The sequence below is a fragment of the Xanthomonas sp. WHRI 7065 genome (assembly GCF_040203115.2).
Lineage (GTDB): Bacteria > Pseudomonadota > Gammaproteobacteria > Xanthomonadales > Xanthomonadaceae > Xanthomonas > Xanthomonas arboricola.
In genome coordinates this window covers 3,906,221-3,932,157 of record NZ_CP168194.1, presented here as the reverse complement: position 1 = coordinate 3,932,157, position 25,937 = coordinate 3,906,221, and the positions used below count along the sequence as shown (strand labels likewise).

General features: G+C 66.6%; 25 protein-coding genes and 1 other RNA gene. 11 read left to right on the top strand and 15 right to left on the bottom strand.

The annotated features are described in order from the left end of the window. Positions 1-52: 52 nt before the first annotated feature. From ABQY64_RS16415 to ABQY64_RS16395, 5 genes are all read right to left on the bottom strand, one after another. Positions 53-523, bottom strand: a complete 471-nt coding sequence (locus ABQY64_RS16415) for an EVE domain-containing protein (protein ID WP_349779477.1) — start codon at positions 521-523, stop codon at positions 53-55. Then, on the bottom strand, positions 520-1,110 hold the full coding sequence (locus ABQY64_RS16410) for a 5-formyltetrahydrofolate cyclo-ligase (RefSeq protein WP_349779478.1): 591 nt from the start codon (positions 1,108-1,110) through the stop codon (positions 520-522). Before ABQY64_RS16410 ends, ABQY64_RS16415 begins: the two co-directional genes overlap by 4 nt. 269 nt (positions 1,111-1,379) lie before the next feature. Continuing rightward, positions 1,380-1,564: non-coding RNA, 6S RNA (ssrS, locus tag ABQY64_RS16405), on the bottom strand. A gap of 96 nt (positions 1,565-1,660) precedes the next feature. Continuing rightward, positions 1,661-1,960: a cell division protein ZapA gene (locus tag ABQY64_RS16400; RefSeq protein ID WP_016903560.1), complete on the bottom strand. Its 300-nt coding sequence runs from the start codon at positions 1,958-1,960 to the stop codon at positions 1,661-1,663. Further along, on the bottom strand, positions 1,957-2,178 hold the full coding sequence (locus tag ABQY64_RS16395) for a TIGR02449 family protein (RefSeq protein WP_024938110.1): 222 nt from the start codon (positions 2,176-2,178) through the stop codon (positions 1,957-1,959). The genes ABQY64_RS16400 and ABQY64_RS16395 overlap by 4 nt, the downstream gene beginning before the upstream one ends. A gap of 236 nt (positions 2,179-2,414) precedes the next feature. Here ABQY64_RS16395 and ABQY64_RS16390 point away from each other — a divergent pair, with 236 nt between their 5' ends. After that, positions 2,415-2,957, top strand: coding sequence for a YecA family protein (locus ABQY64_RS16390; protein ID WP_024938111.1), 543 nt, complete (start codon positions 2,415-2,417; stop codon positions 2,955-2,957). A 13-nt stretch (positions 2,958-2,970) separates the two neighbouring features. Continuing rightward, positions 2,971-4,311, top strand: a complete 1,341-nt coding sequence (locus tag ABQY64_RS16385; RefSeq protein WP_167705883.1) for an aminopeptidase P N-terminal domain-containing protein — start codon at positions 2,971-2,973, stop codon at positions 4,309-4,311. Between the two features lie 185 nt (positions 4,312-4,496). Here ABQY64_RS16385 and ABQY64_RS16380 read toward each other — a convergent pair whose 3' ends face one another. The 8 genes from ABQY64_RS16380 to rph all read right to left on the bottom strand — a co-directional run bounded on the left by ABQY64_RS16380 (position 4,497) and on the right by rph (position 12,177). Further along, positions 4,497-4,895 carry an XVIPCD domain-containing protein gene (locus ABQY64_RS16380; protein WP_024938113.1) on the bottom strand — a complete coding sequence of 133 codons (399 nt, stop codon included), beginning with the start codon at positions 4,893-4,895 and terminating at the stop codon, positions 4,497-4,499. Positions 4,896-4,923: 28 nt separating this feature from the next. Further along, positions 4,924-6,249 carry a Xaa-Pro dipeptidase gene (gene pepQ / locus ABQY64_RS16375; RefSeq protein ID WP_104559958.1) on the bottom strand — a complete coding sequence of 442 codons (1,326 nt, stop codon included), beginning with the start codon at positions 6,247-6,249 and terminating at the stop codon, positions 4,924-4,926. Between the two features lie 65 nt (positions 6,250-6,314). After that, complete coding sequence (locus tag ABQY64_RS16370) at positions 6,315-6,662, bottom strand: PilZ domain-containing protein (protein ID WP_016903565.1); 348 nt, start codon at positions 6,660-6,662, stop codon at positions 6,315-6,317. After that, positions 6,659-9,070 carry a DUF1631 domain-containing protein gene (locus ABQY64_RS16365; RefSeq protein ID WP_349779479.1) on the bottom strand — a complete coding sequence of 804 codons (2,412 nt, stop codon included), beginning with the start codon at positions 9,068-9,070 and terminating at the stop codon, positions 6,659-6,661. Before ABQY64_RS16365 ends, ABQY64_RS16370 begins: the two co-directional genes overlap by 4 nt. 222 nt (positions 9,071-9,292) lie before the next feature. After that, positions 9,293-10,450: a radical SAM family heme chaperone HemW gene (gene hemW, locus ABQY64_RS16360; protein ID WP_167709597.1), complete on the bottom strand. Its 1,158-nt coding sequence runs from the start codon at positions 10,448-10,450 to the stop codon at positions 9,293-9,295. 16 nt (positions 10,451-10,466) lie between these two features. Continuing rightward, entirely contained in the window at positions 10,467-11,066 is a 600-nt protein-coding gene (gene rdgB, locus ABQY64_RS16355; RefSeq protein WP_039512392.1) for an RdgB/HAM1 family non-canonical purine NTP pyrophosphatase, read from the bottom strand. After that, entirely contained in the window at positions 11,063-11,455 is a 393-nt protein-coding gene (locus ABQY64_RS16350; protein WP_016903569.1) for a VOC family protein, read from the bottom strand. The genes rdgB and ABQY64_RS16350 overlap by 4 nt, the downstream gene beginning before the upstream one ends. Further along, entirely contained in the window at positions 11,452-12,177 is a 726-nt protein-coding gene (rph, locus tag ABQY64_RS16345; protein ID WP_349779480.1) for a ribonuclease PH, read from the bottom strand. Before rph ends, ABQY64_RS16350 begins: the two co-directional genes overlap by 4 nt. 109 nt (positions 12,178-12,286) lie before the next feature. Between rph and ABQY64_RS16340 the strand changes: the two genes are divergently transcribed. The 9 genes from ABQY64_RS16340 to ABQY64_RS16300 all read left to right on the top strand — a co-directional run bounded on the left by ABQY64_RS16340 (position 12,287) and on the right by ABQY64_RS16300 (position 22,342). Then, positions 12,287-13,147, top strand: a complete 861-nt coding sequence (locus ABQY64_RS16340; protein ID WP_349779481.1) for a YicC/YloC family endoribonuclease — start codon at positions 12,287-12,289, stop codon at positions 13,145-13,147. A 112-nt stretch (positions 13,148-13,259) separates the two neighbouring features. Beyond that, positions 13,260-13,871 carry a guanylate kinase gene (gene gmk, locus ABQY64_RS16335; protein WP_039525672.1) on the top strand — a complete coding sequence of 204 codons (612 nt, stop codon included), beginning with the start codon at positions 13,260-13,262 and terminating at the stop codon, positions 13,869-13,871. Positions 13,872-13,998: 127 nt separating this feature from the next. After that, the gene (rpoZ, locus tag ABQY64_RS16330; protein WP_002812428.1) at positions 13,999-14,298 is read left to right on the top strand and encodes a DNA-directed RNA polymerase subunit omega; all 300 of its coding nucleotides are present in this window, start codon (positions 13,999-14,001) and stop codon (positions 14,296-14,298) included. 127 nt (positions 14,299-14,425) lie between these two features. Beyond that, complete coding sequence (locus tag ABQY64_RS16325) at positions 14,426-16,597, top strand: bifunctional (p)ppGpp synthetase/guanosine-3',5'-bis(diphosphate) 3'-pyrophosphohydrolase (protein ID WP_039525675.1); 2,172 nt, start codon at positions 14,426-14,428, stop codon at positions 16,595-16,597. Between the two features lie 280 nt (positions 16,598-16,877). After that, the gene (locus ABQY64_RS16320) at positions 16,878-17,258 is read left to right on the top strand and encodes a RidA family protein (protein WP_024938123.1); all 381 of its coding nucleotides are present in this window, start codon (positions 16,878-16,880) and stop codon (positions 17,256-17,258) included. A 29-nt stretch (positions 17,259-17,287) separates the two neighbouring features. Continuing rightward, the gene (gene recG / locus ABQY64_RS16315) at positions 17,288-19,432 is read left to right on the top strand and encodes an ATP-dependent DNA helicase RecG (RefSeq protein ID WP_349779482.1); all 2,145 of its coding nucleotides are present in this window, start codon (positions 17,288-17,290) and stop codon (positions 19,430-19,432) included. Positions 19,433-19,570: 138 nt separating this feature from the next. Further along, positions 19,571-20,509 (top strand): nucleoside hydrolase, encoded by a 939-nt coding sequence (locus ABQY64_RS16310; RefSeq protein WP_065032782.1) that lies wholly within the window; start codon positions 19,571-19,573, stop codon positions 20,507-20,509. Between the two features lie 71 nt (positions 20,510-20,580). Continuing rightward, entirely contained in the window at positions 20,581-20,823 is a 243-nt protein-coding gene (locus ABQY64_RS16305; RefSeq protein WP_024938126.1) for a type B 50S ribosomal protein L31, read from the top strand. Positions 20,824-21,052: 229 nt separating this feature from the next. After that, positions 21,053-22,342, top strand: coding sequence for a citrate synthase (locus ABQY64_RS16300; RefSeq protein WP_024938127.1), 1,290 nt, complete (start codon positions 21,053-21,055; stop codon positions 22,340-22,342). Between the two features lie 102 nt (positions 22,343-22,444). Here the strand turns inward: ABQY64_RS16300 and ABQY64_RS16295 are convergent, their stop codons facing one another. Together ABQY64_RS16295 and ABQY64_RS16290 are read right to left on the bottom strand one after the other, a co-directional pair. Continuing rightward, positions 22,445-23,095, bottom strand: a complete 651-nt coding sequence (locus ABQY64_RS16295; protein ID WP_039525683.1) for a hypothetical protein — start codon at positions 23,093-23,095, stop codon at positions 22,445-22,447. A gap of 214 nt (positions 23,096-23,309) precedes the next feature. Next, on the bottom strand, positions 23,310-25,832 hold the full coding sequence (locus tag ABQY64_RS16290) for a penicillin-binding protein 1A (RefSeq protein ID WP_349779545.1): 2,523 nt from the start codon (positions 25,830-25,832) through the stop codon (positions 23,310-23,312). Positions 25,833-25,937 lie beyond the last annotated feature (105 nt).

The window sequence follows — 25,937 nt, the reverse complement described above, 5'->3', positions numbered from 1 at the left end:
GTCACGTGGGGCGGCGATGGGCGAATCCCCATTGCCGAATCCCCAATCACGGCTACTCCATCGTCAGCAACAATTTCCACTGCGCGGCGGTGACCGGCAGGATCGATAGGCGGTTGCCGCGGGCGATCAGCGGGAAGCCTTCGCCCAGTGCGTCGGCCTGCTGCTTGATTTCGTCCAGTGCGATCGTGCGCGTGAGTTTGCGCTCGAAGGCCACGTCCACCAGCATCCAGCGCGGATCTTCGCGGGTGGCCTTGGGGTCGTGGTAATCGGATTTGGGATCGAACTGGGTGTCGTCCGGATACGCCGCGCTGGCGACCTTGGCGATGCCGACAATGCCGGGCACCTTGCAGTTGGAGTGGTAGAACAACACCCCATCGCCGACATGCATGCCGTCGCGTATGAAGTTGCGTGCCTGGTAATTGCGCACGCCGTTCCACGGTTCGGTGCCGACGCGTTCCAGATCATCGATGGAAAACGTGTCCGGCTCGGACTTCATCAACCAGTAGCGCTTGCGGGCAGTCATTCGGAAACGGCGTCGTCTTTCAGGAAGGTGGCGTGTTCGGTGCAGATCGCATCCACCGCCACGTCCCAGGATTCGGCGGGCAGGGCGGGCAGCTGCTGCGCGGCGAAGCCGACGCCGACCAGCCAGGGCGGCGGCGTCTGGCGGTGCCGGAACGCGAAGCTGCGATCATACCAGCCGCCTCCCATGCCCAGCCGCCGGCACTGCGCGTCGAAGCCGGTCAACGGCGTCACCACCAGCGCCATCTCCTCGGGTGCGAGCAGCTCGGTGTGCGCCACGTCCGGCTCGGGGATGCCGTAGCGGTTGCTGACCAGCCCCTGGCCCGGCCGCCACGGCGCAAAGCGCAAGACGCGCCCATCCAGCACCGGCAGGCAATAGCGCACGCCGGCCGGCAGGCTCAGTTGCCAGCGGTGCAGCGCAATTTCGCCATCCATTGCCCAGTACCCGGCCACCGCACCGGTCTGCGGCGCGAACGGCAGCGCCAGCAGGCGCTCGGCCAGCGCATCGGCGGCTGCCAGTCGCTGAGCCGCGGGCAGGCTGCGGCGCAGCGCACGCAACTGCTGGCGCAAGGCGTCTCGGTCGTCGGTCATGGCGTCTCGCAGCGATAGGCGGAGGGATATTGTCGATGGCGTGGACGCGCCTGCCTAGCTGTGCGCGTCCCCCGGATTGCCGGGGCCTGCAAGTCTCTCGCCGGTCGATGAGGGCATGTGCGTGCAGCACTGACAACGTTGCGGCGCACTCACTCACTCACGCATGTCTTGGCGCAGCCATTGCAACAGCGGCGCAGCCGAACTGCACGCGTGCACTGCGTTTCAGGCACGCAAAAAGAAACGGCGCCCGAAGGCACCGTTTCAGATTTGCATTCTCCGCCGTGAACGATGCGGGCGAAACGACCTTGAACCCGGGGTTCAAGTGGGGACGTTGTGAGGCCATCGGGCTTCCCGCTACAAGGCGGACTTGCACTCCCGGCTTCGTCGCGCCCCCGTGGTCGTAATTAAGGGACAAGGCGAATGTTTTGCACGCTGTCGTTTACAGCAGAGAACGCAGGTGAAGTATAGACCTCTGCTGCGCGATGGCTAGCCCATTCGTCGGCCGGCGCAATTGAAAGTTCATATTTGCGACGACAGTGCGAACTGCACTTCAACGCGGCGTGTCAGACACGCTGTCCAGGCGGCGATTCAAGCTGTCCAGCGTGTTGGCCAGTTCACGGTCGTATAGCGCTTGCTGATCGCGCAGCTGCTGCAATTCGTGCGCCAGGTTGAGTGCGGCCAGCACCGCAACGCGGTCCACCGCTGCCATGCGATTGCTGCCGCGAATCTCGCGCATGCGCAGGTCCAGCAAGCGCGCCGCAGCGGTGAGGCTCTCGCGTTCGTCGGCGGTGACGCCAACGGTGTATTCACGATCCAGAATACGCACGCTGACCGGCTCGTTGTTGCTCACGTGTGCTGCTCCAGGGATTTCAACCGCACGATCATCGCTTCCACGCGCGAGCGCGCCTGTTCGTTCTTGGTCAGCAATTGCGCGCGCTCGCCGATCAACTGTTCCTGCTGGTGACGCAGGCTGCGGTTCTCGTCGGTCAACCGCTGGCTGCGCTCGACCAGGGCCTCCACACGGGCGGCAAGTGCGCGGATCTGGGCGAGGGCAGCGGCGTTGTCCATGCGCTCACGATAGGGGCGCGTGCGCGCGGCGGTCAAGCGCCCGATTGCAGCCCGCTTACCCGCCGTCAGGCCAATCCCGACAAGGGCTTGCACCGCGCCCGGCGCGGCCGGCGTCACACGCGTGGAACCCGTATGGAACGCGCCGCTGGCGGCCGACGCGGGGTGCCTTGATACACTGGGAAGTCAAATCGTCGGCCCATGTGCCGGCACCTCCTGTTCCCAGCCTGGATGACCCGATGGATCTGCCTGATGTAACCGCTGTGCAAAACGAAAGTCGCCAGCTGGAGTTGGCTTCCTCCGCAGCGGAGTTGCATGGCGGGCTGTGCGGGTGGCTCTCCGGTGGCGGTGCCGACAGCGGTGACTGGCTGGCGCGCATCCTGGCTGACACCGCGCAGGTGGCGCCCAGGCAGGGCGGGGCGCTGGACCAGATGCGTCAGGCCACGGTGGCGCAGCTGGAAGACCGCGATTTCGCCTTCGAACTGCTGCTGATCGACGACGGCGCACCGCTGGCGGCGCGCACCGATGCCTTGTTCGACTGGTGTCGCGCCTTTCTGGGCGGTTTCGGCCTGGCGGCGCAGCAGCGCCCGGCACTGACCGAAGAGGGCGAAGAGGCGCTGCAAGACCTGGCGCGGCTGGCGCAGGCGTCCAGCGACGATTTCGATGCGGCCGACGAAGACGACACCGCCCTGGCGGAGATCGAGGAGTTCGTGCGCGTGGCGGTGCTGTTGCTGCATGGCGACTGCGTGATGGGGCCGCGCTTCCGCCAACGTCTGAACTGACCGCGTAACCGCCATGAAAAAACTCACCGGGATCGGCGCGGCCGAGTACGCGCGTCGGCGCAAGCAGCTGATGCAGATGGCCGGCGATCAGGCCATCCTGATCCTGCCGGCCGCGCCCGAGCGGGTGCGTAGCCACGACACCCACTACCCGTACCGGCAGGATTCGGATTTCTGGTATCTGAGCGGTTTCCCCGAGCCGGAAGCGGTGCTGGTGCTGGTGCCGGGCCGCAAGCATGGCGAGGCGATCCTGTTCTGCCGCGAGCGCGATGCCGAGCGTGAGGCCTGGGATGGCCCGCGCGAGGGCCAGGAAGGTGCGGTGGAGCGCTACGGCATGGACGATGCCTATCCCATCGACGATGTCGACGAGATCCTGCCGGGCCTGCTGGAAGGGCGCAGCCGCGTCTATTACCACTTCGGGCGCGATGTCGACTTCGACCTCAAGCTGATCGGCTGGCTCAAGCGCGTGCGCGAGCAGGTGCGCCACGGCGCGCAGCCGCCGCACGAATTCCTCGAGCTGGGACATCTGCTGCACGAGCAGCGGCTGTTCAAGTCGCGCGACGAGATCGCCTTGATGCAGCACGCCGCCGACATCAGCGTGCGCGCGCATCGTGCCGCCATGCGGTTGGCGCGGCCGGGGGTGCACGAGTACGAACTGCAGGCAGAGGTGGAGTGCGCGTTCCGCGCCGCCGATGCGTGGCCGGCATACGGCAGCATCGTCGGCACCGGCAGCAACGCCTGCGTGCTGCACTACCGCGCCAACAATGCGCGCAGCCGCGATGGCGAACTGGTGCTGATCGATGCCGGCGCCGAGTACCGCGGTTACGCGGCCGATATCACCCGCACCTTTCCGGTCAACGGCCGTTTCACCCCGGCACAGCGTGCGCTGCACGATCTGGTCGGCGCTGCGCAGGCTGCCGCACTGGCGCAGGCGCGCCCCGGCGTGCCTTACGAAGCCGGGCATCTGGCCGCGGTGCAGACCTTGACCGAGGGGCTGCTGCAGTTGGGCCTGCTCAAGGGCAAGCTGGAGCGCAATATCGCCGACGGCCATTACAAGCGTTTCTATCGGCACAAGACCGGCCACTGGCTGGGGCTGGATGTGCACGATGTAGGCGACTACCGGTTGGCTGGCGACTCGCGTCTGCTCGAGCCCGGTATGGTGTTCACCATCGAGCCGGGACTCTATATCTCCGCCGACGACACCACGGTGGAGGCCAGGTGGCGCGGCATCGGCATCCGCACCGAAGACAATGTGCTGATCACCGCCGACGGCCATCGGGTGCTGACCGGTGCGCTGGCGCGCAGCGCCGATGAGATCGAGGCGGAGATGGCGGACCGCAACGCGTTGCGCGCATAGCGCGGTCATGCCGCCATGAGCGGCCGTGACCTGAATCGGTGCATTGCCTTGCGAGCAACACGCGCACTGCCGGCTTGGTTGGGATTGCGCGGCGTATCCGGCTGAGGGCGGCGGCGTCGCTCGACGCGCGCTGCGCCGGGCGCCTTGCAAACATGAGGCGCCCGGCCGTTGTGCTGCGCGCCGTTCTACTGGCCCAGCTGGGGCGTCTGCGTGCGTTCGGGCTGCTGGACCTGTTCGCCCGGCGTAGCCAGTTGCTGCGCACGTGCGAACGACTGCGCTTCCGGCGTGCTCAATGCCTGTTCGGTCTTCATGTGCGCGCGCAGATGCGCCGGGTTGGCCGGGTCGCCCTGCACCACAAACACGTTTTCGCCACCGTGTACGCCGCGATTGTTGGCCTCGCTCATCAGCACATGATCCACGCGCGACAGGCCGCCTTCCTTGGCCAGCGGCAACAGCGCCGCGCTGAGCCGGTCGCTGGTCTGGTCGGGGGTGCGTCCATGTGCCGCATCGATTGCATGCACGCCGCGCTGGATCTGTTGATACATCGGATGGTCGGGGTGCGAGGACTGGCGTGGATCGTTCATGGCAATGCTCCGTGCGGTGCGGAAGGATTCAAGGGGCGGCAAACACCGGGCGGGTCAGGTTTTCGGGCGCGCCATCGGTGCACACCACCTCGTCTTCGATACGGATGCCGCCGTAGGGTTTGAACTGCGCAACGCGTGCCCAGTCGACGCTGGCGGCGTGGCCGTTCTTCTTCACTTCGTCCAGCAGCATGTCGATGAAGTACACGCCCGGTTCGATGGTGACCACCATGCCCGGTTCCAGCACGCGGGTCAGGCGCAGATACGGGTGGCCGGCGGGGCGTTCGATGCGGCCGCCGCGGTCGCTGGCCGCAAAGCCTGCCACGTCATGCACCTGCAGGCCGATCAGATGGCCCAGGCCGTGCGGGAAGAATGCGGCGCTGACGCCGGTGGCGAGCGCAGCTTCCGGCGACACGGTGAGGATGCCGAAGTCCTTGAGGATGCCCATCAGGGCCAGATGCGCATCCACGTGCAACTGCTTGTAATCCACGCCGCTGCGCACGCCCTGGCCCATGCGCACCTGTGCGGCATCCACCGCATCGATCAGGGCCTGGAATTCGCTGCCGGGGTCGGCGGCATAGGTGCGGGTGATGTCGCTGGCGTAGCCGTAGGCCGAAGCACCGGCATCGATCAGGAAGCTGCGCAGCGGCTGCGGCGGCTGCTGGCCGAGTTCGGTGTAGTGCAGCACCGCGCCGTGTTCGTTGAGCGCGATGATGTTGCCGTAGGGCAGTTCGTTGGCGTCCTGACCGACGGCGGCGCAGTAGGCCATATGGATGCCGAACTCGCTCTGCCCGGCGCGGAAGGCCGCTTCGGCGGCACGATGGCCGCGCACTGCCAGCTGCTGGGCGATGCGCAGCAAGGCCAGTTCGTAGGGCGTCTTGAATGCGCGCTGGTACTCCAGGTAATCGAGCACCGGCTGCGGATTGTTGGGCACATACGCACCGAGCGCGCTCTGCGCCTCGCCCAGGATGGCGCAACGGTCGATCTGCCTGGGCAGCAGCGCCAGGGCCTGGTCCGGGGTACGGATGATGTGGATGTCGCAGTGCTCCACCCACCAGCCGCTGGGCGCGTCGGGCACCACATGCCAGTAGTCGAACGGCTGGCAGAAGATCAGCGTCGGGCGCTTGCCCGGGGTGTAGACCAGCCAGCTGTTGGGCACCCGCGTCAGCGGCACCCAGGCCTTGAACTGCGGATTGACCGCATAGGGATAGTCGCGGTCGTCGAACACCTGGTAATGCAGGCTGCCGCTGGGCACCACCAGGTGGTCGAAGCCGCCGCGCTGCAGCGCCTCGTCGGCGCGCGCGGTCAGCGTGCGCAGGTGGTCGGAATACAGGTGGCTCAAGGACGGCTGGGGCATGCGGGACTCGATCGGCAATGCAAAGACAGGTCGCGATTTTGCCGTAATCGTGGTGATGCTGTCCTTCAGCCCAGCATGTGTTCTTCGGCGATCCAGGCGCGCAGGCGTTGGCGATGCGGCTCGGACATGGTCAGGAAGCGGAAGCCAGCCCAGGCCTGTCCGGGTGCGTGCGCGGCTTCGGTCCACAACAGATGCACGCCGACATCGATCTCGGTGGCACGGCCGATGCGCTCGGGCAGGCTGAAGCGTAATTGATACAGGGCGTCGTCATGCAGCGGAACCGAGGCCAGCAGCAGCATGCCGGTTTCCGAGACATTGCCGACCCGGCCGATCTGCGCCTCGCTGAGCATGTCGGTCACCGGTACCAGGTCAGACGGCTGGCGGCGCGGTGCGCGGCGGGTGTCCTGAATCATGGGTTGGCCTCTGCAATGGGCGCCTGGCCGGCCAGGCTGCGCAGCGTGCGCACGGTGGCATGCCAGGCACGGTCGATCAGGCGCGATTTCTCTTCGACCAGCAGGCGCGCCTGGCCGCCGGCCATCAACCGCGACAGGCCATCCAGCGAGTGCTCGGCGACCTTTTGCCCACGTTGATTGACGAACAGCGCGTTGCCGGTCATCGGGCTGTACCAGGACAGCCGTTGCCGGCGCAGGTCACCCTGCTGGTTGATCACGAACTCGAACCAGCTGCCGAACGGCAGGCTGCGCAGCTGCGTGTAGCAGGCCTCTTCGGTCGGCGACCGTGGGCCGGCGATGTCCTTGCGCGGTGCGCTGTCGCCCAGCCGCGTACGCGCCTTGAGCTTGGTGGCGAGTTCGGTGCGCGAGGTCATCTCGTCCTCGCCGCCGGGCGTGGACAGGCGCCGTGCGATCGCCGCCGCTTCATCGTGGTGATAGCCGACCTGCAGCAGCGCGGTTTCGATCTCGGTGCCGAGCGCGATGTCGGCAGGTTGCCCCTTGCTGCGGCAGGTGACTTCGGCAATGCGCGCGGTCAGGGCCTCGCGCTCGTCCCATTCGGGCGATTGCTCGCCCTGGCGCAGCAGTGTCAGCGTCAGCACGTCCGACCATGCCTGACGCAGCAGCGCCTGCACGAAGCGCGGCGGAACGCTCTGCTCGCACAACTGCTCAATGCGCGCCTCGGCCTGCTGCTTGGCCGACTCCAGCCGCTCCTTGCCGCGCGCCGCATCCACATGGCGGCGCTCGGCGAGGTCGGCCTTGCGCGCCGAGGCGCGCAGATGCGCCTGGATATCGTCGTTGGCCGCGGCGAACACGGCCTCGTCGCCCTGGTAGTCGTTGACGATCCGGTCCACCGCGCTGCCCAGCTTGTGCAGCAACTGCGGGTCGACGTCGTCGTCGCCCAGCCAGACCGCGCCGGACTCGGCCACGGTGTTGAGCAATTCGCGCACCGGGTGCTGGTCGCGCACGAAGAAATGCGTATCGGCCAAGGCCGCGCGCACCACCGGCACCTGCAACTTGGCGAGCAGGGCCTGCGCCGGGGTCTGCTCGCGCACTTCGCGTTGCATCTGCGCGTAGAGCAGGCCGAGCAGATCGAAGGTGTCGGTGTCCTGCGGCGACAGCGCGGCGTCGGGGCCGTGTTGCGTCCGCAACAACGCCAGTACTTGGCGCTGCACCGCATCGATGCCGGTGGGCTGCGCCGCCGCCTGTGCCACCAGCGTGCTCTGCAGGCTGGCCAGTGCGTCGCTGACGGCGGCCTTGGGCACGGCCGAGGAGACGAGCCGGGGAGATGCTTTCTCGAGTGTTGCCTGGGCGCTGCTTGCAGGCGCTGCGCCGTGATCTGCAGAGCTTTGATTCGCCGCTGCGCCTACGTTGCCGGCTGCCTGCGACTGACGCGCCGACGACATCAGGCCGCCGAGCGCCTGCACTGCATCGCTCAGCGCAGGTGCTGCCTGCTCACCGTAGGTCACCCCTGCCAGTGTCATCGGCAGAGCGGGCGGATCCAGTAGCGCGCTCTGCCACGGTGTCGGTGCCGATTGCCCGCTCCAGCCGGTTGCAGGCCGCCCGTTGCGCGGCGGCAGCGCGCGCGTGCTGGCGGCCGCAGCGTCCTTCGGTGCGGTGGCTGCTGCAGGCGGTGCGCGCCGCGTCTGCACCTGGGTGGGCTTGACCAGGTACGGGTGATAGATCAGTCCCGGTAGGATGCCTTCCTGCGCGAGCGTGCCGTTGGCGCGCTCGTACAGATCGTTCAAACGCTCGATGACCTGACGCTCGAACACGCGATACAACGTCAGCTGCCCGTCCAGGCTCAGTCCCAGCATTTCGCCGCACTGGCGCAGCACGCGGCACAAGGCGTACGGGCCCAGCGGCACTGCTTCCAGTTCGAACTCGGCCACCGCGCCGATCACCGCCACCCGCTGCGCCAGCAATTGCAGCGCATCGGCGCGGCGGGAGGTCTCACGGCGCGCAATCTCGCTGAGCACGATATCGCGATCGATATCGGTGTCCTCCACCAGGGTGAGCATCTGCGGATGCGCCGATACATCGGCTATTGGCATCAGCGACGGGCGATCGCGCGGCGTGGCCAGGTCCTGCGCCAGCTGCTGCAGAAACGCCTGCGGAAACCGATCGATGTGGTCGCGCAGGCCGCGCGTCTGCGCATAGGTTTCGGCCTGGATCTGGCTATTGCGTGCATGCTCGGCCTGATGCAGCAGCTCGCGTTCCAGCTCGACGATGGTCAGCCGCAGCGGCCCGCTGAGCGCCTGCACGCAGTGCGCGTGCAGCGCGGCGAGCAGGCGCCGTCCGCGCGCGGAAACCGGCGCATCGGCGATCGGGCCGCTGAGCGTGTGCTGCAGGGAGGAGGCGGGAGTGGACATCCGGGGGAGGCGGGCTCGGTGCGAGGCGTGAGCTATGTAGCATGTTTTTCCGACGGGCAGCGACCAGGCGGGCGCAAGACGCGCCTCGCCAGCTACGGTCGCCACCCTGATGCGGACGGCGCGCGTGGCGCGACTCGCTGGCTCCGCGCGCCAGTGCTGTCGCGTGCGCTGTCGATCACGGTGTGGAGTGCTGGCTGCGGTGCCGCGCCGCGATCGCCGCGATCAGCCCAGAAACAGCTCGACCACGTCATTGGTGAAGCGGCGGCCCAGCTCGGTCGGCACCACTCGTCCGTCCTGCGCCGTCATCCAGCCTTGCGCAATCGCGCGCGCCACAGGCAACTCGATGACCGAGGCGTCCAGGCCGGTGGAGACTTCGAAGTCGCGCAGGGCGAAGCCCTCGTGCAGGCGCAGCAGGTTGAGCATGTATTCGAACGGCAGCCGCTCACGCGGCACGATCTCGTCGCCGCCGATCGACGCCGCACTGCCGGCGCTGGCCAGGTAACTCTGCGGGTGCTTGTGCTTCCAGCGTCGCAACACATGCTGTTCGGCGCCGGAGCTGATCTTGCCGTGCGCCCCGGCGCCGATACCCAGGTAATCGCCGAAGCGCCAGTAATTGAGGTTGTGCGCGCATTGCCGCCCGGGCCTGGCGTAGGCGCTCACTTCGTACTGCGCGTAGCCGGCCTCGGCCAGCAGACGCTGGCAATGTTCCTGCATGTCCCAGGCCGCATCGTCGTCGGGAATGCCCTTGGGCGGCCGCGCGAAGAACACCGTGTTCGGCTCCAGCGTGAGCTGGTAATGCGACATGTGGGTGGGCTGCAGCGCGAAGGCGCGTTCGAGATCGCGCTCGGCCTGTGCCAGGGTCTGCTCGGGCAGCGCGTACATCAGGTCGATGTTGAAATTGTCGTAGCCGGCATCCTGCGCCAGCTTGATCGCACGCTCGGCCTCGGCACTGTCGTGGATGCGACCCAGCCGCTGCAGTGCTACATCGTCGAAGGTCTGCACGCCGAAGCTCAGGCGGTTCACGCCGGCGGCACGATAGCCGTCGAAGCGGCCATGCTCGGCGGTGCCTGGATTGGTTTCCAGGGTGATCTCCAGATTCGGTGCGAAGCGCAGCCGCGCGGCGGCGGCTTGCAGAAATCTGTCGATGGCTTGGGGCGGAAACAGGCTCGGCGTGCCGCCGCCGAAGAACACCGAATGCACCACGCGCCCCCACACCAGCGGCAGGTCCGCATCCAGGTCGCGGATCAGCGCATCCACGTAGTCCTCGAACGGCAGCACACCCTTGGCCGCATGCGAGTTGAAATCGCAGTACGGGCACTTGCGCACGCACCAGGGCAGGTGCACGTAAAGCGACAGCGGCGGTGGAATCAGGTCGGGCACTGCGTCAGGCCATGGTTCACAGCGACAGGGCGTGCAGCTTGTGCTGCAGCGTGGCTAGCGCCACCGCACGGTGACTCAGCCGGTTCTTCAACGCGGTATCCATCTCCGCAGCGGTCAGGCCATGCAGCGGATCCAGGAACACCGGGTTGTAGCCAAAGCCGCCGGTGCCGCGTGGTTCGGTGGTGATCACCCCTTCCCAGCTGCCTTCGGCGATCAGCGGCTGCGGATCTTCCGGGTGACGCAGTAGCACGATCACCGCGTAAAACCGCGCGCTGCGGCGCTCGGCCGGCACGGCGCGCATGGCGTCGAGCAGCTTGGCGTTGTTGGCCTGCGCATCGGTCGGGCTGCCGGCATAGCGCGCGCTATACAGGCCGGGTGCGCCGCCGAGCGCATCGACGATCAGGCCGGAGTCGTCGGCCAGTGCCGGCAGTCCGGTGACCGCGCTGGCATGGCGTGCCTTGATCAAGGCGTTCTCGACGAAGGTCAGGCCGGTTTCCGGCACATCGTCCACGCCCAGCTCGCCTTGCGCCACGATGCGCAGCGGCAGGTCGGCGAGCATGGCGCGCAGTTCTTCCAGCTTGCCGGCGTTGCCGCTGGCCAGGACCAGTTGTTTCATTGCTTGGGCTCCAGCAGGTCCCACTTGGTGCCGTACAGATCGCGGAACACCACGACCGTGCCGTACGGTTCCTCGCGCGGGGTTTCCAGGAATTCCACCCCGAACGCCTGCATCGCCGCGTGGTCGCGCCAGAAGTCGTCGGTGTAGAGAAAATGATCCACCCGCCCACCGGTCTGGTCGCCGATGCGTGCGCGCTGGGCGGCGTCGGCCGGCTGCGCGAGCAGCAAGCCGGCGTCCTGCGCGCTGCCCGGGCCGATCACCACCCAGCGCTTGCCGTCGCCAAGTGCGCGATCCTCCAGCACCTGGAAGCCCAGCGCACCGGTGTACCAGGCGATCGCCGCGTCGTAATCGGCGACCAGCAAGGTGGTCAGGGCGATGCGCCGGCTCATCCGGCCAGCGCAGCGCGTTGCAGCGCGAACAGTTCGCTCATGCCTCGTTCGGCGAGTGCGAGCAGTGCGTTGAGTTCGTCGCGGCGGAAGGCGTGGCCTTCGGCAGTGCCCTGCAGCTCGATGAAGCCGCCGCCGTCATTCATCACCACATTCATGTCGGTGTCGCAGTCGCTGTCTTCGGGGTAGTCCAGATCCAGCACCGGCTCGCCGCGATAGATGCCCACCGACACCGCGGCCACGGCGCCGATCAGCGGGTGCTTCTTGATGTCGCCGCGCTTGAGCAGCAGGTTCACCGCATCGGCCAGCGCCACGTAGGCGCCGGTGATCGCGGCGGTGCGGGTGCCGCCATCGGCCTGCAGCACGTCGCAGTCCAGGGTGATGGTGCGCTCGCCCAGGGCATTGCGATCCACGCAGGCGCGCAGTGCGCGGCCGATCAGACGCTGGATTTCCAGCGTGCGTCCACCCTGCTTGCCACGTGAGGCCTCGCGATCGGAACGGGTGTGGGTGGAGCGCGGCAGCATGCCGTATTCGGCGGTCACCCAGCCTTCGCCCTTGCCGCGCAGGAAACCGGGGACGCGGTTTTCCACGCTGGCGGTGCACAGCACGCGGGTATCGCCGAAGCTGACCAGCACCGAGCCTTCGGCGTGACGGGTGAAGGCGCGTTCGATGCGCACCGGGCGCAGCTGGTCGGCCGTGCGGCCGCTGGGACGGGAAAAGGTCATGCGATGAGTCCGGAAGTCGGGAGGTGGGTCTGGGTCGGCGCGTGGCGGGGCGGTCAGCCAGCGCGGGCGGCTAGGGTACCATTCGCGCTTTGAAGGCACGGGACTGACGATGATTCGAAGCATGACCGCGTTTGCTGGTGGCGAACGCATCACGCCCTGGGGCACGCTCGGCTGCGAGCTGCGCTCGGTCAACCATCGGTTTCTGGAAGTGGGCGTGCGCCTGCCCGAAGAACTGCGTGCGCTGGAGCCGCTGCTGCGCGAGCGCGTGGCGGCGAAAAACAGCCGCGGCAAGCTGGATCTGGCGCTGCGCCTGCGCGCGCCGGACAACGCGCAGACCCTGGCCGTGAACGAATCGCTGCTGCAGGAACTGGGTGCACTGGCCACGCGCCTTGACGGCATGTTCCCCAAGCTGCAGGTGGGCTTCACCGATCTGCTGCAGCTGCCCGGCGTGCTGCAGGTGCAGGACGTGGACGCACCGGCATTGCAGGCGCAGGCCCTGGCATTGCTGGACGAGGTGGTGGACAGTTTCGTCGCCGCGCGCGAGCGCGAAGGTGGCAAATTGGCCGATGCGATCAGCGAGCGGGTCGATGCGATCGAACGCATCGCCGCCGAGGTGCGCACGCTGATTCCCGTCATCCGCGAAGGGCAGCGTGCCAAGCTGGCCGCCCGGCTGGCCGATCTGCCGCATCCGGTCGATCCCGGTCGCGCCGAGCAGGAACTGGTGCTGTGGCTGCAGAAGCTGGACGTGGACGAAGAGCTCGACCGCCTGTCCAGCCACATCGCCGAGGTCCGCCGCGTGCTCAGGCAGCGCGAGCCGGTCGGCCGCCGCCTGGACTTCCTGCTGCAGGAATTCAACCGCGAAGCCAATACGCTCGGCTCCAAGTCGGTGGATAGCCGCACCTCCAATGCCGCGGTGGATCTGAAGGTGCTGATCGACCAGATCCGCGAGCAGGTGCAGAACATCGAATAGCCGGGAATAGGCAATCGGGAATGGGGAATCGTCAAAGCAGGTACGATTCACCCTTGGCCTGCTTGCTTGGCGCGGTGCCCCATTCCCCATTCCCGACTCTCTATTCCCTAAAATGCGCGGCACCCTCTATATCGTTGCGGCCCCTTCCGGCGCCGGCAAGAGCAGCATCGTCAACGCCACCCTGGCGCGTGATCCCAAGATCGCCTTGTCGATCTCGTTCACCTCGCGCGCGCCGCGGCCGGGCGAACGGCATGCCGAGCACTACCATTTCGTCTCCGCCGACGAGTTCCAGGGCATGATCGAAGCCGGTGACTTCTTCGAATACGCGCTGGTGCATGGCGACTGGAAGGGCACCGCGCGGCAGTCGGTGGAGCCGCAGCTGGCCGCCGGTCACGACGTGCTGCTGGAGATCGACTGGCAGGGCGCGCGCCAGGTGCGCCAGAAGGTGCCCGACGCGGTCAGCGTGTTCATCCTGCCGCCGTCGCGCCAGGCGCTGGACGAGCGCATGCGCAAGCGCGGCCAGGACAGCGAGGACGTGATGGCGCAGCGTCTGGCCGCTGCCCGCGAAGAGATGCTGCATTTCGAGGAGTTCGATTACGTCATCATCAACGAGACCTTCGACACCGCTGTCTCGGAGATGTGCGCGATCTTCACTGCCAGCCGGCTGCGCCGGCAGGCGCAACAGCAGCGGCATGCGGAGTTGATCCGGGCCTTGCTGGACTGAGCGGCTCAAATCCCTGATTCCAAAGGAAACTGAATAGGCCCAGGTTGCCGTGACGGCGGCCCGGGCGTACACTCCGCCCCCTTTCCCTCATTCGATGCGCGGCCGTTGCTGGTCGCCGGGAGCCCGCATGGCCCGCATTACCGTAGAAGATTGCCTGGAAGTCGTGAACAACCGTTTCGAGCTGGTCATGATGGCGTCCAAGCGCGCCCGTCAGCTCGCCAACGGCGTGCAGCCGTTGATCGAAAATGCCGACGCCAGCGACAAGCCCACCGTGATGGCATTGCGCGAGATCGCCGCACGCCGGATCGACAACGCGCTGATCGACGAAGTCGAGAAGGCCGAGCGCGAGCGCGCCGAACGCGAAGCGCTGGAATGGGCTGCTGCCGAAGTGGTTGCTGACGAAGACATGTCCAAGAACGACGATTGATTGTTCGCATCGCTGCGATCGATCTGAACAGCCCGCCATGTGCGGGCTGTTTTCGTTTCAGGCCCGCTTTGTCGCCTGCAGTGTGCAAACGTTTGCCGTGACTGCGTTGCTGGCATAGTCTTCCGGCATGAACCCAGGCCCCACTGCCCAGGCGACCGTCGTGACGTCTCCGTCTTCCGACCAGGCCATTCCCGACTACGTCCTGCACCTCGAACGCGCGGCCAGCTACCTTCCCAAGGAGCAGCTGCCGATCCTGCGCCGTGCCTGGGAAGTGGGCGCCAGCGCGCATGCCGGCCAGACCCGCAAGTCGGGCGAGCCTTACATCACCCATCCGGTTGCGGTGGCCGGCGTGCTCGCCGAGCTCGGCCTGGACATGGAATCGCTGATCGCCGCGATCCTGCACGACACCATCGAAGACACCCCGCTGACCCGCGAAGAGCTGGCGTCGGAATTCGGTGAGGCGGTGGCCGAGCTGGTCGATGGCGTCACCAAGCTGGACAAGCTCAAGTTCCGCGACCGCCAGGAAGCGGCGGCGGAGAGCTTCCGCAAGATGCTGCTGGCGATGTCGCGCGACCTGCGCGTGATCATGATCAAGCTGGCCGACCGCCTGCACAACATGCGCACGCTGGGCGCGCAGAGCAGCGAGGCGCGCAGCCGCATCGCGCGCGAAACGCTGGAAATCTACGCGCCGATCGCCCAGCGCCTGGGTATGAGCCTGATCAAGTCCGAGCTGCAGAATCTGGGCTTCCGCGCGCTGTATCCGTGGCGTCACGCCATCATCGAAAAACATATCCGCAGCCAGCCGGTGGTGCGGCGCGAATCGATGGCGCAGGTGGAAGTGCAGCTGTCGCAGCGGCTGGCCAAGGAAGGGCTGGAGCACCGCCTGGTCAGCCGCATCAAGACGCCCTGGAGCATCTATTCCAAGATGCACGAAGAGAACAAGTCCTTCGACCAGGTGATGGATGTGTTCGGCTTCCGCCTGGTGGTGCGCTCGGTGGCCGATTGCTATCACGCGCTCGGTGCGGTGCATGCCACCTTCAAGCCACTGGACGGGCGTTTCCGCGATTTCATCGCCATCCCCAAGGCCAACGGCTATCAGTCGCTGCACACCGTGTTGTTCGGCCCGTACGGCTCGCCGATCGAAGTGCAGATCCGCACCGAGGAAATGGACCTGATCGCCGAGCGCGGCGTGGCCGCGCACTGGACCTACAAGGTCGGCTCGGCCTCTCCCAACAGCGCGCAGAGCCGCGCGCACGACTGGATCGTGGAGTTGATCGATTCGCAGCGTGCGGCAGGCTCGTCGCTGGAGTTCCTGGACAACGTCAAGGTCGACCTGTTCCCGGACGAGGTCTATCTGTTCACGCCCAAGGGCAAGATCCTGGCACTGCCGCGCAACTCCACCGCGCTGGACTTTGCCTATGCGGTGCACACCGACGTGGGCAACCGCGCGGTCGCCTCGCGGGTGGACAAGAAGCTGGTGCCGCTACGCACCAAGCTGGCCAGTGGCCAGGCGGTGGAGATCATCACCGCGCGCTCGGCCACGCCTAAGCCTCAGTGGCTGGAGTTCGTGGTCAGCAGCAAGGCGCGTACCGCGATCCGCCACCAGCTCAAGCAGCTCGAGCACGAGGACGCCGTGCAGCTCGGCCACCGCATGCTCGATCGCGCGCTGGAAGCGATGGACAGCTCGCTCGAGCGGTTGCCCAAGGGCCGCCTGGACGCCTTCCTCACCGAGCATCGCTATCCCCGCCTGGAAGCCTTGCTGGCCGACGTGGCGCTGGGCAACTGGATGCCGACCCAGGCCGCGCAGGCGCTGATGGCCTACGCCGAATTGCGCGGTGGCGGCCACTCCAAGCATTCGCACGAAAAGATCCTGATCGACGGCAGCGAGCGCGGCGTGATCAGCTTCGCCAACTGTTGCCAGCCGATTCCCGGCGACGAAATCATGGGTTACCACACCGCCGGCAAGGGCATCGTGGTGCACCGTCTGGACTGCCCCAACCTGGCCGAGCTACGCAAATCGCCCGAACGCTGGGTGCCGATAGACTGGGACTCGGGCGTGACCGGCGATTACGACACCGCACTGGTGGTCGAGGTGGAAAACCGCACCGGCGTGCTGGCCCAGCTGGCTGCGGCGATTGCGCAGAGCCAGTCCAATATCGAACGCGTGGATTACCTGGACCGCGATTTCAACGCGGCGGTGCTGCGCTTCAACATCCAGGTCCGCGACCGCCGCCATCTGGCCGAAGTGATGCGCCGGCTGCGGCGCCTGCATGTGGTGCAGAGCGTGGGGCGGCAGTAGCGGCCCGGGTCCTGTCGAGAGGCGGCGCTGAGGCCGCCCGCGCAACAGCGTGCACTGATGCGCCGACGCCGGGTTTCAGGTCTGCCGCGGCGACAGGTAGCGAGCGCCGCGCGCGTGCACGGTCAGGCTTCACGCCGCCCTTGTAGCGCGATCTGTCCGGTACGCCAGCACGGTGCCTGGCGATCGTCGCAAGATGCGTGGCAACAAGATCGTGCGCAACAGTCGAGCAAATCCGCACAAACGCCTAAACTGCAGCACACATCTTTGCAGTGGAGCTTCCATGTCCCAGATCATCCATACCGACCAGGCGCCCGCCGCCATTGGCCCGTATTCGCAGGCCGTGCGTGCCGGCAACACGGTGTATTTCTCCGGGCAGATCCCGTTGGATCCGGCCACCGGCGAGATCGTGCCGGGCGATGTCGGCGTGCAGGCACGCCGCGCGTTCGACAACCTCAAGGCGGTGGCCGAAGCCGCCGGTGGCTCGCTCGACAAGATCGTGCGGCTGGGCCTGTACCTCACCGATCTCGGCCAGTTCGCCGCCGTCAATGCAGTGATGCAAGAGTATTTCCAGGCGCCGTTCCCGGCGCGTTCGACCATCGAGGTCTCCGGCCTGCCCAAGGGTGCCGGCTTCGAGGTCGATGCGGTGATGGTGCTCGACTGATCCAGCTCGGCTGACCCGAGCGCCCTGCCGTGCCGCGTGCCGCGACCGTCACCCCGCGCCTGGCCGTCGCAGGCCAGGCCTCGCTTGCCAGCCTGCCCGGCGTCGGCCCCAAGGTGGCCGAGAAATTCGCTGCGCGCGGCATCTTGACGCTGCAGGATCTGTGGCTGCATCTGCCGTTGCGCTACGAAGACCGCACCCGGCTGACCACGATCGCGCAGTTGCAGAGCGGCGTGCCGGCGCAGATCGAAGGGCGTGTGGATGCGGTGGAGCGCGGCTTCCGTTACCGGCCAGTGTTGCGGGTGGCGGTCTCGGACGAGTCGCATGGCAGCGTGGTGCTGCGCTTCTTCCATTTCCGCGCGGCGCAGGTCGCGCAGTTCGCACCGGGCACGCGGCTGCGGGTGTTCGGCACGCCCAAGCCAGGACAGAACGGTTGGGAAATCGTGCACCCCAGTTACCGCGTGCTGGCACCGGGCGAGGATGCCGGGCTGGGCGACAGCCTGGATCCGGTCTATCCGGTGCTGGAAGGCGTGGGCCCGGCCACGTTGCGCAAGCTCATCGGCCAGGCGCTGGAGCGCTTACCGGCCGAGGCCGCGCTGGAACTGCTGCCGCCGCATTGGCTGCAGGACGAACAACTGCCCTCGCTGCGCAGCGCGCTGCTGACCATGCATCGCCCGCCGGTGAACACCGACCCGCAGCAGCTGCTCGCAGGTGGGCATCCGGCCCAGCAGCGTTTGGCGATCGAAGAATTGCTGGCGCATCAGCTCAGCCTGCGTCGCCAGCGCATCGCCTTGCAGCGCTTCCGCGCACCGCTGCTGCCTGGTAACGGCATCCTGGTACAGCAGCTGCGCGCGGCATTGCCGTTCCAGCTTACCGGTGCGCAGCAGCGCGTGTTCGCGCAGATTGCCCGCGACCTGGCAAAACCGTCGCCGATGCTGCGGTTGGTGCAGGGCGATGTCGGCAGCGGCAAGACCGTGGTCGCCGCATTGGCGGCGATGCTGGCGGTGGAGCAGGGCAAGCAGGTCGCACTGGCTGCGCCGACCGAGCTGCTGGCCGAGCAGCACCTGACCAATCTACGTGGCTGGCTGGAACCGCTGGGCGTGCGCATCGTCTGGCTGGCTGGCAAGGTCACCGGCAAGGCGCGCGCTGCGGCAATGGCCGAGGTGGCCTCCGGCCAGGCGCAGGTGGTGGTCGGCACCCACGCACTGATGCAGGACGCGGTGGTCTTCCACGATCTGGCACTGGCCATCATCGACGAGCAGCACCGCTTCGGCGTGCATCAGCGCCTGGCCTTGCGCGACAAGGGTGCGGCCGCCGGCAGCGTGCCGCATCAGTTGGTGATGACCGCCACGCCGATCCCGCGCACCCTGGCGATGTCCACCTATGCGGATCTGGATGTTTCGGCCATCGACGAGCTGCCGCCCGGGCGCACGCCGGTGCAGACCATCGTGCTCAGTGCCGAGCGTCGGCCGGACCTGGTCGAGCGCATCCGCGCCGCCTGCGCCGAAGGGCGCCAGGCGTATTGGGTCTGCACCTTGATCGAAGAAAGCGAAGAGCCCGGCAAGGGCGCGCCCAGTGGCCCGCCGAGGATCGAGGCCCAGGCGGCGGAGGCCACCTTCGAAGCCCTGTCCACGCAATTGCCCGGCGTGCGCGTGGCGCTGGTGCACGGGCGCATGAAAGCGGCGGAAAAACAGAAGGCGATGCTGGATTTCAAGCAGGGCCTTACCGATCTGCTGGTCGCCACCACGGTGATCGAGGTCGGCGTGGACGTGCCCAATGCCTCGCTGATGATCATCGAGAATGCCGAGCGCCTGGGTCTGGCGCAGTTGCACCAGTTGCGCGGCCGGGTCGGCCGCGGCGCGGCCGCGTCCAGTTGCGTGCTGCTGTATCAGGCGCCGTTGTCGATGATGGCGCGGCAACGCCTGGAAACCATGCGCCAGACCAACGACGGCTTCGTGATAGCAGAAAAGGATCTGGAGCTGCGCGGCCCCGGCGAATTGCTGGGCACGCGGCAGACCGGCCTGGCCAGTTTCCGCATCGCCGATCTCACCCGCGATGCCGGGTTGCTGCCGCGCGTGCAGGTGCTCGCCGAACGGCTGCTGGCCGAAGCGCCTGACATTGCCGACCGCGTGGTCGCGCGCTGGATCGGCAGCGCGGTGCGTTATGCCGCGGCTTGAGTGGCGGGGATTGGGGATTGGGGATTGGGGATTCGTCAGAGCCAGGTCGCTGCGATCTGGATGGGTAACCGATTCGCGTGCCTCGCCGATCCTTGCGAAGATGCGGCAACGAATCCCGAATGACCAATCTCCGATCCCATGACCAAAAAGATACCGCTACTGATCGACACCGACCCGGGCGTGGATGACGCGCTGGCCTTGCTGATGGCCTTCAACGACACCCGGCATGAGGTCGTTGGGCTGACCATCGCCGCCGGCAACGTGGGCCTGGAGCACACCGTGCGCAACGCCTTGAAGGTCTGCGAGATTGCCGGGCGCGACGATGTGCCGGTCTATGCGGGCTGCCCGCAACCGCTGCTGCATCCCTCGGTGGACGCGGCGCATGTGCATGGCATCGACGGCTTCGGCGATGTCGGCCTGGCGCCGGCCAAGCGCGCTGCCGAGACCGAGCACGCCGCGCTGGCCATCCTGCGCCTGTCGCACGAGTACGCCGGCGAGCTGCTGCTGGTCGCGCTCGGTCCGCTGACCAATCTGGCCCTGGCCCTGACGCTGGATCCGACCCTGCCGCAGCGCGTGGCGCGGCTGGTGGTGATGGGCGGGGCGCTGACCGGGCACGGCAACATCACCGCCGCGGCCGAATTCAATATCGGCTTCGACCCGGAAGCGGCACATATCGTGTTCCGCGGTTTTCCGCAGTTCGACGTGGCTGACTGGGAAGCCACCATCGCGCACGGGCTGCTGCATCGCGATGTCGAGCAATGGCTGGCGGCCGACTCCGCGCAGGCGCGGTTCTACGAGGAAATTTCGCGCAAGACCCGGCTGTGGTCCGAAGACAGCCGTGGCGAGCACTGGTACGCCGCCGACGCGCTGGCGATGGCGTTCGCGCTGCATCCGGAGGGCGCGCAGCGGCTGGAGCAGCGGCCGGTGCATATCGAGCTGACCGGTACGCACACCCGCGGCATGACCCTGGTGGACTGGGAGCGCCGGGATGGCAACCCCGACAACGCCAACCTGCTGCTGGACTACGATCGCCAGCAATTCTTCGGCCTGGTCGCGGCGGCGCTGGCGGCGGGCTAGGCCGATCTTGCGCCGGGCGTCGGGAGGCCGCTATAATGCCCGGCTTATCCAGGCAGCCCGGCGCCAAGTCCATGAAAGATAACGTTCATCCCAGCTACAACGACGTCGTCTTCCACGACGTGACGTCCGATTTCAAGATTCTGACCCGTTCCACCATGAGCTCGAAAGAGACCGTGAAGTGGGAAGACGGCCAGGAATACCCGCTGATCAAGGTGGATATCTCCTCGGCCTCGCACCCGTTCTATACCGGCAAGCACAAGGTGATCGACACCGGCGGCCGGATCGACAAGTTCCAGAAGCGCTACGCGCGCTGAGCTTGCAGGACGGGCTGTACCGGCAGCGGCCGCGCATTGCGCGGCCGTTGTTTTTTGGGACGGCGGCAACTTCGTTTTCACGCCTTCGACGTGGCGTCTACGACTTCTGTCCAAGCGACGGCCAAAATGTTGCTGTGCGATAATGACGTGATCCGGGGCGATGCCCTGGACTTCCATCACGTGCCTGCCCATTTGGTGACAGGCGCCTTCCACTGAAGGAGCGTACACAGTGTCCGATCTTGATCAGGTCACGCTCAACGCCGGCGACAAGTCGGTCGTTCTGCCGGTTCTCAAGCCCACGCTTGGCAATGATTGCGTCGATATTTCAAAGCTGACCAAAGAAACCGGTCTGTTCACCTACGACTCGGGCTTTACCGCCACCGCCAGCTGCAAGTCGGCCATCACCTACATCGATGGCGACAACGGCGTGTTGCTGTATCGCGGCTACCCGATCGAACAGTTGGCCGAGAAGTCCAGCTTCCTCGAAGTCTCGTACCTGCTGATGAACGGCGAGCTGCCGACCGCGGACGAATTCAAGAAGTTCGACCACGAAGTCACGCATCACACGATGATGCACGAGTCGCTGAAGAACTTCCTCGGTGGCTTCCGTCATGACGCCCACCCGATGGCCATGCTGGCCGGTTCGGTCGCCTCGCTGTCGGCGTTCTACCACGACACCCTGGACCTCAACGATCCGGAGCAGCGCCGCCAGGCCGCCATCCGTCTGATCGCCAAGGTGCCGACCCTGGCTGCTGCCGCGTACCGCTATTCGATCGGCTGGCCGATCCGCTACCCGCGCAACAACCTCAACTACGTCGACCGCTTCCTGCACATGATGTTCGAAGTGCCGAGCGAGCCGCTGGAGATCAATCCGGTGGTGGCCAAGGCGCTGGATCTGCTGTTCATCCTGCATGCCGATCACGAGCAGAACGCCTCGACCTCGACCGTGCGTCTGGTCGGTTCGACCGGTGCCAACCCGTACGCCTCGGTCGCAGCGGGCATCACCGCGCTGTGGGGTCCGGCACACGGTGGCGCCAACGAAGCCGTGCTGAAGATGCTGGAAGAGATCGGCACCGCCGACAACGTCGAGTCGGCCGTGGCCAAGGCCAAGGACAAGAACTCCTCGTTCCGCCTGATGGGCTTCGGTCACCGCGTTTACAAGAACTTCGACCCGCGCGCCAAGATCATCCGTGAGATGACCCACAAGGTGCTGGGCGAACTGGGCGTCAACGATCCGCTGCTGGAAGTGGCGCTGAAGCTGGAAGAAGCCGCGCTGAAGGACGACTACTTCGTGCAGCGCAAGCTGTACCCGAACGTCGACTTCTACTCGGGCCTGATCTACAAGGCGCTGAACATCCCGGTGGAAATGTTCACCGTGATGTTTGCCATCGCACGCACCGCCGGCTGGGTGTCGCATTGGCTGGAGCAGCAGGTCGACCCGGAAATGAAGATCGGCCGTCCGCGCCAGATCTACACCGGCTACGACAAGCGCGACTACACCGACGCCGGCCAGCGCTAAGCGCCTGCGGTTGTCTGCTTGAACGAACGCCCCGCATTGCGGGGCGTTTGCTTTTGCGGGGTGGCGTTGTGGTCAGTGGTCACGCGGCATGGCGCGCTGCGCTCAGCGCGTGCGCGGCAGGGCGTCGCCACCATCCTCTTCTGCCAACAACTGACGCAACTGGGCGGCCGAGGCGCGCTGCATCGGTTTTTCGTCCAGCTGCGACAACGGTGCCTGGCGCAAGGCATCGTACGGCAGCACGGTCAGGTCGAAGGTCAGTTCCTCGGCACTGAACAGCCACACCGGGAACTCGGCCGTGCGCTCGCGGTCCAGGCGCAGCCGGCGCGTACGCGATTCGGCCGGAATGCGGTGTTCTTCCAAGAAGCGCTGCACGGCGTCGGCATCGTCGCTGTGCAACTGCAGCTGCACCGGCGCGTTGGCGTCGGCCGTGCCATCGAGCACCGGGCCGGCCAGGCGCGGCTGGAACGGGCTAAGAAACTCCAGCGCGCGCAATGCGGCTTCGCGACGTTGGCGCAGCCGCAGCCCGTGCGCAGGCCCGGCGAACAGGCGCTGGTGCTCGCGCAACGCATCTTCGATCTCGCGGTTACGCGGCAGCGATGCGTCGTCGTGGATGCCCAGCCGGCTGGCCGCCTTGAGCTTGGCCTGATGAAAATCACGGATGCCACCCTCGGCCATCAGCCGGGCCGCTTCGTGCGCCAGGCGATGGCGACGTTCTCGGGTTCGCGTATCGGCGTGTTCGCGCGCGTGATGCATGACCGGGCTCCCCTAATGAACCTGGTTCGACTCTACAACAGCGGCATGAAGAGGTGGCGAATGCCCCCGTGTCTCCCTGCAAGGGCAATCACGCAACGGTGATTACCCGTTGCCTTCTACCCAACTGGAGACAGTCGATTCCGCGAACCTGATTGGGGAATCGAGCGGAAGAAGCCGTTCCGATTCCCCAATCCCGATTCCCGATTCCCGGCCCTCAAAAGATATCGAACGCCTTCTCGTCCTGCTGTTCCTGCAGGCCGTAGTCGTAGTCCTGCAGGCGATCCAGGTCTTCGTTCTTCACCCATTCCACCGCGCCATTGATGGTGGCCTGGGTCATGCCGTCGGGCGGGTCGTTGGCGGCGATCGGCTTGTCCTTCAGCGCCACGCGCATGTAGTCGATCCAGATCGGCAGTGCCGCCTTGCCGCCGTACTCGCGATAGCCGAGCGAACGGAAGTCGTCGCGACCCACCCACACCGTGGTGGCGTAGGGGCCGCCGAAGCCGGAGAACCAGGCGTCGCGGTGATCGTTGGTCGAGCCGGTCTTGCCGCCGACGTCCTCGCGCCCGAGCACCTTGGCCGCGGTGCCGGTGCCGCGCTGGACCACGTCGCGCATCATCGAGACCAGCTGGTAGGCGGTACGCTCGTCGATGGCGCGCGGCGCGATCTTGGTTTCAGCAGTGGCTGCCGGGGCGATCTCCGCCGGCGTGGCCGGCGTCGCCGTGGTCGGTTCGATCGATTTGGGCAGCGCGGGGGCGCCGAAGTTGAAGCCGTCCACCACCTGGCTCACCGGCGCGACATTGCCGCCCTGCAAGGCGCAGGTACGGCAGGCCATCGCCGGCACTTCCTTGAAGACCACATTGCCGTCGCGGTCCTTGACCTCGTCCACGATCCAGGTCTCCACCCGCGAGCCGCCATTAGCGAATACCGCATAGCCACGCGCCACCGACAACGGCGTCAGCGAGGCCGTGCCCAGCGACATCGACAGGTTGGGCGGCAGCTCGGCTTCCTGGAAGCCGAACTGGCTGATGTACTTGCGTGCGAAATCGACGCTGATCGCATCCAGCAAGCGGACCGAGACCAGGTTGCGCGATTGCACCAGCGCCTCGCGCAAGCGCATCGGGCCGCGGAAGCCACCGCCATCGTTCTGCGGCGACCAGGTCTTGCCGCGGCGGTCGCGGAACACCACCGGCGCATCGAGCACGATCGAGGCCGGGTTGAAGCCTTTCTCGAACGCGGCCGCATACACGAACGGCTTGAAGCTCGAGCCCGGCTGGCGGCGTGCCTGGGTGGCGCGATTGAACTTGTTGCCGGCGAAGCTGAAACCGCCGACCAGCGCGCGCAGCGCACCGCTATTGGCATCCAGCGACACCAGCGCGGCCTGGCCGCGCGGCAACTGGTCGATGATCCACTCGCCCTCCTTCTCGCCGGCGCGGATGCGGGTCAGGTCGCCGCGCGTCAGCAGCTTGGCCGGCGTCTTGTTGGTCCAGCGACTGGCGCTGGCCGGCAGGGTCAGCTCGGTATTGTCGCTCTGGACGACGGTCACGCCGCCGTCGGCATTGGTGCGTGCCACGATCACCGCGCGCAGGCCGCCCTGGGTGAACACGCCCGACAGATGCTTGGCCAGTGCCGCGGCATCCGCATCGGTGGCGACATCGAAATGCTGCTCCACCCCATGCCAGCCGTGTCGGTGGTCGTACAGGCGCAGGCCTTCGGCAACCGCCGCATCGGCGCCGGTCTGCAGCGTGGCATCGATGGTGGTGGTGACGTGGTAACCCTTGTTGAGCACGTCGCCGCCGTACTTGGCGATCATTTCCTGGCGCACCAGCTCGGCCACGTACGGGGCGTAGACCTCGACCGGCGGCTCGTGCGGCTTGGCGTGCATCGGCACCGCCTTGGCGGCGTCGGCTTCGGCCTGGCTGACAAAGCCCAGGTCGGCCATGCGTTGCAGCACGTAGTAATCGCGGCGCTCCTGCGCGCGTTCCGGATTGCTGATCGGGTTGCCGCTGGATGGGAACTTGGGGATGCCGGCCAGCGAGGCCATCTCGTCCAGGCTCAACTCGCTCATCTTCTTGCCGTAGTAGTACTCGGCCGCAGCCCCCACGCCGTAGGCGCGGTTGCCGAAGAAGCTCTTGTTGAGATACAGCTCGAAGATCTCGTCCTTGCTCAGCTCGCTCTCGATCTTGCGCGCCAGCAGGATCTCGGCGAGCTTGCGGGTGTAGCTGTATTCGGAACTGAGGAAGAACTGCCGTGCCACCTGCTGGGTGATGGTCGAACCGCCCGGCACGCGTTTGGCATCGGTGCTGGCCAGCAGCCACACCGCGCGGGCGATGCCCTTGTAGTCCACGCCGCCATGCTCGTAGAAGCGCGCATCCTCGGTTGCCAAGAAGGCCTGCTTCAGGCGCAGCGGCACGTCCTTCATCTGGATGGGGTAGCGCCGGGTCTCGCCATAGACGGCCATCAGGCGACCGTCGCTGGAATAGACGTACATCGGCTCCTGCAGCTCGACCTGCTTGAGCGACTGCACGTCCGGCAACTTGGAGGAAATGGCGTAATACAGGCCGCCGGCAGCAATAGCGCCAAGCAGGGCGAGCACCACGAACGCGGCCAGGATCCAGCCCAGCCAACGGCGAATACGGGGCATGTAAGAGAGATTCCGATTGCAGATTTCTTGGTCACAGAGTATAGATGACGCCGGGTTTGGCTGGGGCCGAACTCTGGGGATCGCAGGAAACAGCACTGGGGTCACGTCGCGGGGCCATTGCCATGCGCGTGAAGGGCTTGTCACCTGTTAAAATTTAATTATTAATACGAGGGCGCAGACAAGCGTCCAAGTGCCCATCGG